At 47.5% G+C, this 8,956-nt stretch carries 8 protein-coding genes and 1 riboswitch; of the genes, 1 reads left to right on the top strand and 7 read right to left on the bottom strand.

Going from position 1 to position 8,956, the window contains the following annotated elements:
* From ACR0QE_RS12250 to ACR0QE_RS12270, 5 genes are all read right to left on the bottom strand, one after another.
* The coding region (locus ACR0QE_RS12250; protein ID WP_432628625.1) for an iron chelate uptake ABC transporter family permease subunit at nt 1–517 on the bottom strand (517 nt) is incomplete at its 3' end.
* A complete protein-coding gene (locus tag ACR0QE_RS12255; protein ID WP_432628626.1) occupies nt 505–1,596 on the bottom strand; it encodes an ABC transporter substrate-binding protein in 1,092 nt (363 codons plus the stop codon). The genes ACR0QE_RS12255 and ACR0QE_RS12250, both read right to left, overlap by 13 nt.
* Before the next feature lie 274 nt (nt 1,597–1,870).
* Nucleotides 1,871–2,045: riboswitch (cobalamin riboswitch) on the bottom strand.
* A gap of 275 nt (nt 2,046–2,320) precedes the next feature.
* On the bottom strand, nt 2,321–3,211 hold the full coding sequence (locus ACR0QE_RS12260; protein ID WP_432628627.1) for a LysR family transcriptional regulator: 891 nt from the start codon (nt 3,209–3,211) through the stop codon (nt 2,321–2,323).
* Between the two features lie 76 nt (nt 3,212–3,287).
* On the bottom strand, nt 3,288–4,124 hold the full coding sequence (locus ACR0QE_RS12265; RefSeq protein WP_432628628.1) for a YitT family protein: 837 nt from the start codon (nt 4,122–4,124) through the stop codon (nt 3,288–3,290).
* Between the two features lie 124 nt (nt 4,125–4,248).
* Nucleotides 4,249–5,511 (bottom strand): SLC13 family permease, encoded by a 1,263-nt coding sequence (locus ACR0QE_RS12270; protein ID WP_432628629.1) that lies wholly within the window; start codon nt 5,509–5,511, stop codon nt 4,249–4,251.
* A 478-nt stretch (nt 5,512–5,989) separates the two neighbouring features.
* Here ACR0QE_RS12270 and ACR0QE_RS12275 point away from each other — a divergent pair, with 478 nt between their 5' ends.
* The gene (locus ACR0QE_RS12275; protein ID WP_432628630.1) at nt 5,990–7,030 is read left to right on the top strand and encodes a lactonase family protein; all 1,041 of its coding nucleotides are present in this window, start codon (nt 5,990–5,992) and stop codon (nt 7,028–7,030) included.
* A gap of 142 nt (nt 7,031–7,172) precedes the next feature.
* Here the strand turns inward: ACR0QE_RS12275 and ACR0QE_RS12280 are convergent, their stop codons facing one another.
* Together ACR0QE_RS12280 and ACR0QE_RS12285 are read right to left on the bottom strand one after the other, a co-directional pair.
* The gene (locus ACR0QE_RS12280; protein WP_432628631.1) at nt 7,173–8,102 is read right to left on the bottom strand and encodes an AraC family transcriptional regulator; all 930 of its coding nucleotides are present in this window, start codon (nt 8,100–8,102) and stop codon (nt 7,173–7,175) included.
* A gap of 638 nt (nt 8,103–8,740) precedes the next feature.
* Nucleotides 8,741–8,956: hypothetical protein (locus tag ACR0QE_RS12285; protein ID WP_432628632.1), on the bottom strand; the 216-nt coding region annotated here is incomplete at its 5' end.

Below are 8,956 nucleotides of genomic sequence, written 5' to 3' on the forward strand. Positions count from 1 at the left end.
GAAGCAGAGTCACGGGGCGAAGTTTTCCGCCTCCTGCTGCCCTCGCCATCACATAGACCACTCCCGCTGAGAGAAGCGCTCCAAAAAAAGCAGCAACCGTCGTCTGGTACTGCCCTGCAAAAAACGGAAACGGCATCAGGAGTGCCCAGGCGGCTCCGGCTGAAGCGCCGGACGAGATGCCAAGAATATAGGGATCTGCAATCGGATTTAAGACAATCGCCTGCATCGCAGCTCCACAGACCGAAAGTCCTGCTCCACAGATCACCGCAAAAATCACTCTGGGAAGACGGATGTTCCAGATAATCTGATAATGCGGCACGGAAAAAATTCCTTTGGCAAGTTTCTGTCCGCCGCCGAAAATCTGATCCGCAAAAATCCCTGCCGTCTCAGAAAATGAGATTCCCGTCGAGCCAATGCTCACCGTCCCGATCATCGAGACGAGAAGTCCCGCAAGAAGCAGAAGAAAGAGCAGGAACTCTCTCCCGCTCTTTCCCTGCTTCCCGTTTACTCGAAACATTCCGGGTAGAAATGCTGTGCAAACTTCTTGCATGCGCTTGCCGCACGCACATCCTGCATCACTTCTACCAGCGGAATAATCAGGTAATTTTCATTTTTCACTGCCGGAACTTCAGCCAGGGCCGGATTGCTCTTTAAGAAATCAAGCTTCTCCTCCACCGTCTGGGAGCCGTAATCATTGATGATGATCACATCCGGGTTTGTCTCGACAAGGGTCTCCACACTTGTGTTGAACCAGCGGGAATCTGCCATATTGCGGGTGCAGTTGATTCCACCTGCAAGCTCAATCAGGTTGCTCTCCAGGCCCTTAGAAGTTGTGTAAATCTCATTTCCCTTAAAGGTATCCAGCACAAAAGCCTTTACCTTCTTGTCCTCAGAGACATCCTTTACAGCATCCTGAACCTCTGCAATCTGATCCTGAATCTCTGTCACGAGTTCCTCAGCCTTATCCTCCACCTTAAAGATCTTTCCAAGGTTGCGAATATCTGTATATACATCTTCAACCGTCTCATCCGGCACGATCGTTCCGGTGATCGTCAGGCAGTTAATTCCCTCATTTGCAAACTGCTCATAGCTTCCCCAGGATCCATCCTTGAATGCGCTGATCTGTCCGATCACAAGATCCGTTCCAAGTGCAACTGCATTCTCATTGGATTTCTCGATCTGCGGAATCTTCTCAAACTGTGCCTCAAGCTCCGGAAGCGGCTTGTCCGCTGCACTTGTCGATACGTTTCTTCCGACAACCCGGTCTCCAAGTCCCAGCATCACCATGTTCTCTGCGGCATAGAGATTTGCACAGAGCACCTTCTCCGGCATCTTTGTAAAGGTGACAGTCCGGTCTCCATTCTGGATTTCAACAGTACCATAATCAGAATCCTGCTGATCTTTTGCATCCGCTTTGCTCTGTCCGTCAGCAGACTCTGACTTAGATGCCTCAGAATCCGACTGTGCAGCCGCAGACTGCTCTGCCGTGGTCTCTGCGACACTCGTCGCATCTGCACTCTTTGGTGCACATCCCGTTGCCAGCGCCATTCCTAAAAAGAGCGCTGCTGCCTGTACAACTACCTGTTTCTTTTTCATGTTTTTCTCCTCTTTTTCTTCTGCATCATGTCTGCCTCTGTTCCTGTTCACGCGTTGCGCAAACATGAGCGATGATCGTTGAACTGATAAAAGAATGCGTTCTGGCACATTTAAAATAAAAAATGTGCCCTCACAATCGCCCTGCCCCTGAATTTTTAAAACCTTTCAGGTGCAAGCGGCGAATCTAAGCGCACATCATAGCATGGGGAGAAGAATACTCATCAAAAAGACGCGATTTCTTTCGCGTCCCATATCCGGCCTTCCCTCCGAAAGCGGATAATCCCACATGACAGCAGGTCTCCTGGCTTGGAATCCTCCTCCGTCTTTGTCTTCCCGGCAGTTTTCTGCCAGTGACCCTTCTTCCACCTTTAGATCTTCGTATGTCCAAATTTGTCAAGATTCCCAAAAATAAAACTTCTGAAAGTCAAACTTTCAAGACTAAAACTTTTAAAAATGGAACATTAGAAAATCAGAACGTGTTGTAAAAGACTTCGTCCTCCAGTACAGTAGCGGGGGCTGCGCTGTTTATCAAAATCAGAACACTCGGAATCAATAAAAATGAATTCCATTCTTTCAATTTTGCGTTCCTTTGTTTTGAGACAGCTTCCCTGTCAGGCCTTTCGGCACTGTCACGCCTATTGATTTCAGTTCATCCGTATTATAAGAGGTTTTTTCTTCTTTGTAAAGGTCTTCTTTATAAAGATCTTCTTTGTAAATGGTTTTCTTAATATCGGTTTTTCAGCAGGCGGACAAGAAGCTGCTGCGCACTGCTCAGTTCTGCATCCTTCCTCCAGATCGCCCCGATATTCCAGTGGAATCCGGCCTTTCCAAGCGAATAGACATGCGGAATCCGGATCGGGTTCATCATACGCACAATCGCCTCCGGCACGATCGTCATCGCCATTCCCGTACTCGCGATCAGGTAAAGTGTCATATGATTGGAAGAATCCATAATGCTTCTCGGGCGGACTCCATGCTCGAGAAAGACTGCCTCAATCGCACGCCTGATTCTCGTGTGTGGTCCCAAAAAGATAAAATCCTTATCGTTCAGCTCTTCAATCTCCACCCATGACCGCAATTCCCCGCGATGACACGGAAGCTCCTGGCCGGACACAAGAACAAGCTCCTCATCGTAGAGCACCTGAGTCGAAAACTCGTCACTCATATAGTAGAGCGGAATCAGACCAAGATCTGCCGCTCCGCTGCGCACATTTTCCTCCACGCCCACGCTGCGCGATTCGAGCGTCTGAATCTTGATATTCGGATACAGTCTTTTAAATTCCGGCAGAACGAACGGAAGCAGAACCGTCGCGCGCATATCGGAGAGTCCGATTTTGATCACACCCTCCCGACAGGTATTTAAGTCTTCCACATCCCGTTTTAAATTGTCCTGAAGTGCCAGAATTCTCTTTGCCGTCTTCACATAACACTCCCCCGCCTGTGTCAGTGAAAGCGGATTTGTGCTCCGGTCAAAAATTTTTGCCCCAAGCTCCTCCTCCGTCTTTGCAAGAAAACTGCTGAGTGCCGGCTGGGATACAAAAAGCTGTTCCGCTGCCTTCGTGATATTCCGGCATTCCGCCACTTTCAGCACATATTGAAACTGTTTAAAATCCATGAAAAAATGCCCCCTCTCTGCCTGTCAGTATAGCAGAAAAGCGAGCATTTTGTCAAAACAGGAAAACGCAGAACCATCAGCGCGGAAGGGAAAATCCCTTTCCGAGAACCTCCTCCGTCGAATCGACGAGAACAAATCCCTCCGGGTCAAGTTCGCGGATCAGACGCTTGATCTTTGGCAGACGGCGCGGCGAGATCGCACACAGGATCGCCTTCTGATTCTGACCGGTATATCCGGTTTCAATCGGAAACAGCGTCACACCCACGTCATTGCCAAGAAGGGTCTTTTGAATCTGCCGGTAGTTCGGACTGATGATCCAGAGTTTCACCTGCGTACTTCCGGTCATCAAAACCTTGTCCAGGATCACAGACATCACCATAATCTGAATCATGCCGTACAGGATCTGATTGATGTTGGAAAACGGGATCTGAAGGCCGACCACAAGGATGCTGATCCCCATCATTGCCGTGCCAACCGGGACTCCAAACAGGCGATTGGCAATCAGCGGCGGAATGTCGAGTCCTCCCGTGGAGGCATGTGCCCGCATCACCAGTCCGATTCCGATTCCATAAAGAATTCCTGCAAATACCGCACACAAAACCAGATCATCCGTCAGTGCCTTACCGTCAAATACAAGCTCTAATACGCGCAGCATCGGCGGAAAAATCACGGTGGAGAGAAGTGTTGTCACCGCAAACTCTTTTCCCAAAATCCAGAGTCCAAGCAGAAAGCAGACCCCATTCACAACCGCATACGTCGCAGAGACCGGAAGTGACGTAAAGACATGCACAACTTTTCCGACACCTGTCGTTCCCCCTGTGATCAGCCCCGTGCTCTCGAGAAAAGCCGCTGTCGCAAATGCAACTATCAGATTCCCCGCAAGCACCATAAAAAGATTTTTCAACCGTTCCATGTAATCCCCCATTCCCTTTCTGAAAAACTTTCTCTTTTGCGTTCCTTACATTATAGCACAAAAAAGCAGTTTCTGTCTGCACCATGTACAGGCAAAAACCGCTTTTTCCATTTTCCTTTTTTTCTTAGCCGCAGATCATGGAATACACACCAAGTGCTGCGAACGCGGTACTGATCACCATCGCCATCACGGCAACGACAAAGAGTTCCACAAACATCTTGTTCTGAGAGTACTTTTCTCCGATTCCCTCAAACTGGGCCACACCTGCAAGAATCAGCGCTCCGGCTGTGGAGATCGGGGAAAATCCGGTCACAGTTCCGCCGATTACGACCGCACTCATCAGTTCAGCCGGATTAAGGCCATTCAGATCCTGAGCAACACTTCCAACCGTCGGGATCAGGGTCGGGAACACCACGCCGAGGCCGGATGCAAGGAAAGACATAAATCCAGAAACCAGACACATGAGCGGAGAAGCTGTCCGTCTCGTCGCAAACGATGCGATCAGAGACGCTAAAAGATCCACGCCACCTGCCAGCTTTACCACATTCATCAGAACTCCGACGCCGAGTACCAGAAGAATGGTATTCCACGGCATCGATTTGATTGCCATTCCATCCTCTCCGCACTTTAAAATCACAAGCACGGTTCCTGCGACAAAGCTTGCAAGACCCACATTGCATCCAAAAGCCACAACACTCACGATCATTGCGATAAGTGCAGCGAGGGAGATCAGCTGCTTTGCAGAGAACTTCGGAGTCTCCTCAGACTTGAGGTTTTCTGCCGGCTCGGAGAACTTCCAGCCCTTGAAGAATACAAAGGAGGCTGCGATCATGGCAACTTCCGTCACAAACAGACACCACATTGCCGGAACCGTGTTTCCATCAAGTCCCTGATCTACCATCAGCTCTGAGACTACCACTGCCTCCGGCGTGATCGGTGACATTCGAAAACTCTGTGCTCCCATCTGGCCGATCAGGGAGAGAAGAATCGGATTCATTCCTGCCTTGAGCGCTACCGGAATCGCAAGAACCGGAACGATCGCAAGCGTCGGGATCGCACCGGGGCCGACACCGGAGAGCAGTCCGCCGATCACATACATGGCGATGTAGAGAAGAAAACGGCGATTTCCCGCAAGCCCTGTGATCTTTCTGGCAAGCACTTCCAGAGTTCCGTTCTTCGTGATAATTCCAAACAGATACATGACACCGATCATCGTAATTGCCATTGAGGAACTGAATCCACCTATGATCTTTCCCGCCGGTACCCCATACACCAGCCCGATCAGATACGCAAAAGCGATCGAAATGATTCCAACATTTACTTTTAGGAAGAATCCCATCAAAATTGCTACAACAAGCGCAACCAGCGACACAACTTCCATGCTCATAAAACTGTAACCCTCCACTTCTTGTTTTATGTACTTCTGTTTTATGTACTTCTGTTTTATGTGTTCTTTTTTGTTTGTGTTTTGTTTCGTTCAGCTGAATTCATTTCCTTGACACATTTCTCTTGACGCCCTTATTGTATCAAATCTTATTTTTATCGTAAAATACAGTTATTTATATAGCATTATGGCATTTCCTGATATTGAATTTTCGCCATCTCGGTTCTTCTCGTTTTCTTTTTCACAATTTCCGGTATTTTCTCCGTCATTCTATCTAAAATCCGTCCTCTGTTTTTATGCAAAACGCACAGTTTCTTTGTTTTTTCTTGAATACTCTCCGTTTTTTTGTTTATGGATCCATATAAAAAAACAAATTTTACATCTGTTTTCCCCCATTTTATAATACAGGCATCAGATATTCTTTTATCAAAAATAGTTTTTAACTTTTATCACTACTCTCATCATAAAGGAGGATTTTACTATGAAATATGCCTATGTCGGATGCCGTACCACGAAAGCCCGCAACGCCCGCGGACGCGGCCTGATGGTCTATGAGATCGGAGCAGATGGCTCCTGGACGGAAAAGCAGTGCCTGTTCACTGACGAGAATCCAAGCTATCAGTGCATTGACGCAGAAAAGAAATATCTGTACAGTGTGCATGGAGATCTCACCAAAGTTTCTAGTTACCGCATCAAAGAAGATGGCACCCTTGATTATCTGAACACGATCGACATCGGCGGAAAAAATCCGGTTGATGTGACAATGGATAAAGAAAACCGCCGTGTGATCGTTGCCACGCTTCAGGGAGGAACCCTCTACACGATCGACCGGAACGAGGACGGATCTCTCGGTAAGGTAGTCGCAACATTCACTTTTGAAGGAAAAGAGGAGGGAAAAGTTTCCACGGTTCACCAGTGCCTGTGGGATCAGACGAAGACCTGGATGTTCTCCTGCGCACAGGGACGAATCAACGGATACGGACAGATGCGCGCATTAAAATACAACCCGGAGGACGGCTCCTTCACAGAGAGCGACCGCTTTCTCGCACGTACCTGGGATGAGCCGCGCCATGCCGCCGTACATCCAAACAACCGTTGGGTTTATATGGTAGAAGAAAAGGGAAACAAGGTTTTATACTTCCAGTTTCATCCGGAAACAGGAAAAATGACGGCACTTCAGGAGCTCTCCACCGTCCCGGAGACCGTCACCGGATATTCCGATGCAAGCGAGGTCATGATCGATCCATCTGGTCAGTATGTTCTGACTTCCAGCCGTTACTGCGATCTGATGGCAGTCTATCACATTGATCCGCTCACCGGATACTTAAAGAACGTCGGTTTCGCCCCGTGCCTCGGAAAGACTCCGCGCTTCTTCTGTTTCGCTCCGGATGGCGACTGCTATGTGGCAAATGAGGACAGTGACACGATCATCCGCTTCCGCTTTGATCCGGTAAACGGTCAGCTGATTCCGACCACCCAGATCATCGAGACAGGAAGCCCTGTGTGCATCAATTTCCTGTAAACCCTATAAAACGCAAATCCGGTCATCCGATCTCACCCTCCTCGCAAATACTTGCGCACTTACGCAAAACAGCGGACAAAAGAGAGAATCTTCTCTCTTTCGCCCGCTGCTTTTTCTTACATTCTTATATATACGTCTTTATCTAGTAAAACGTCTCATTCTTCCGGTTTCCAAATCCCTGACTGTGAACGACCCGGTACTGGCGCGGCGTCATTCCATAGCGCTTCTTGAACTGCCGGTAGAAATAACTGACATTCTCATACCCGACACTCACTGCCACTTCCTCCACCTGAAGATCGGTCTCCACCAGATACTTGGTTGCTTTCTGGAAACGCTTGCGCATCAGCAGTTCCTGAAACGTGCATCCCGTTCCCTGCTTGATGATCTTGCTGAGCCCGGAAAGAGACTGATGAAATTCCTCCGCAACCTGGCTCAGACTCGCATTCTTGTACTGCGTGTCGATATATTTTAAAGTTTCTTTCACAATCACATCCTTATGGTTCTGCGAAGAATTCTGGATCAGATTTCCGGAATGTCCCAGAATATGAAGGAAAATGAGTCCCATTGTATACTGGCTGATGATGCTGTCATTTCCGTCATCGCGGTATGTCGTGAGAATCAGATTATCCATGAGATTCCGAATATCCGTCTGTCCCCGTTTCTGGAAAAGCAGATACTGCGGAGACGGATTGTTCTTTCTCAGAAAATTCACCATGAAATTCCGGATCTCACTCGGCTCCTGAAGCATCTGGAACGGAATATCAAAGAACTCCGGGCGCACCACAAGAAACAGCACCAGATCACTCGGCTTTCTAAGCTCCACCTCGTGCTCCACATACTGGTTCATCATGAGAAGATCTCCCTCATGCATCGACAGCTCTTCGCCGTCAATCCGGTGAACTACGTTTCCATGTATTACATACATCATCTCAATATAGTTATGGCGATGCAGAGGAATCGGCTCCTCGTCCCCGTATACTCTTGCGGTAATCAGCTGACGGTCTTTCAGAAACAGTCCTGCATCCATAACGGCTGCTCCTTTTCCTTTTGCCTGCTGAAATATCGTCCTCAACTGTGATTTTTCCTCTGCTGTCACTCCCAGCTGCTTTTTTATTTGTTGTTCGTTCATGAAAAAACCGTCACTTCCTTAAAATGTATATGTCTTTTTTTCGAAAACATGGGAACTGTTTTCAGAATGTTAAGTTCATTTCAATCCTGTTAATAATCCCCGGATTATAATATAACAGAAACTTTCGTGAACGTTCAGATTCTTAATTAACAAATAGCTGTCCTGATTTTCCTTTTTTTCCATATTTTGCTCAATTTTCTATAAAATCAGCGAAAAAAACGAGTCATTTTTACTCAAATTCCTGATCTGAGTTGTACAAAAGAACCTCTTTCTGTTCACTTCTCCCTCTTCGCACAGGTTGTTTTTCTTTTGCCCCGTTATCCTGCGATTCGCGCCTGTGGATTCTGTTGCCTGCTATTATAGCATTCTTCTTTTTGAAACAAAATAACCCTCATTAACATGTAAGCCCTTTCTTTTTAAAAAAGTCAAAAACTGTTATTCTTTTTTTCCTCTCCAGACATCAAAAGCAGGGAAATATCCCGTAGATCTTGGATATTTCCCTGCTTTTCTCTTTTTTTCCGATTTTCTCTTTATGGCGATTTCTGTTTTTTCTTATCGCAACATCACTTGGTCTTTTTGCTTTAATAGTTCAGACCAAAATTCAGCTCGTAATAATTTCCTGCGCTGTCACGGTATGCATAGGCTTTTCCGTTCTCATCCTTTAACTCATCCGGCATGTAGGCATCCTTGTCATATCCCGGCACATCGTTCGGGCTGATGCAGACGCCCTCTGCATTGACTGCGAGAACCTCATCCCCCCGCGGCAGAGTCACCGGCAGTTTTCCGGTCGGCTGGAA

This window comes from Brotaphodocola sp. (assembly GCF_050873065.1).
Taxonomy (GTDB): domain Bacteria; phylum Bacillota; class Clostridia; order Lachnospirales; family Lachnospiraceae; genus Brotaphodocola.

Bases quoted from the DNA above. Each gene is read 5' to 3' on its own strand.
- ACR0QE_RS12260 (WP_432628627.1), bottom strand. From the start codon at position 3,211: ATGGATTTTAAACAGTTTCAATATGTGCTGAAAGTGGCGGAATGCCGG.
- ACR0QE_RS12255 (WP_432628626.1), bottom strand. From the start codon at position 1,596: ATGAAAAAGAAACAGGTAGTTGTACAGGCAGCAGCGCTCTTTTTAGGA.
- ACR0QE_RS12265 (WP_432628628.1), bottom strand. From the start codon at position 4,124: ATGGAACGGTTGAAAAATCTTTTTATGGTGCTTGCGGGGAATCTGATA.
- ACR0QE_RS12270 (WP_432628629.1), bottom strand. From the start codon at position 5,511: ATGAGCATGGAAGTTGTGTCGCTGGTTGCGCTTGTTGTAGCAATTTTG.
- ACR0QE_RS12275 (WP_432628630.1), top strand. From the start codon at position 5,990: ATGAAATATGCCTATGTCGGATGCCGTACCACGAAAGCCCGCAACGCC.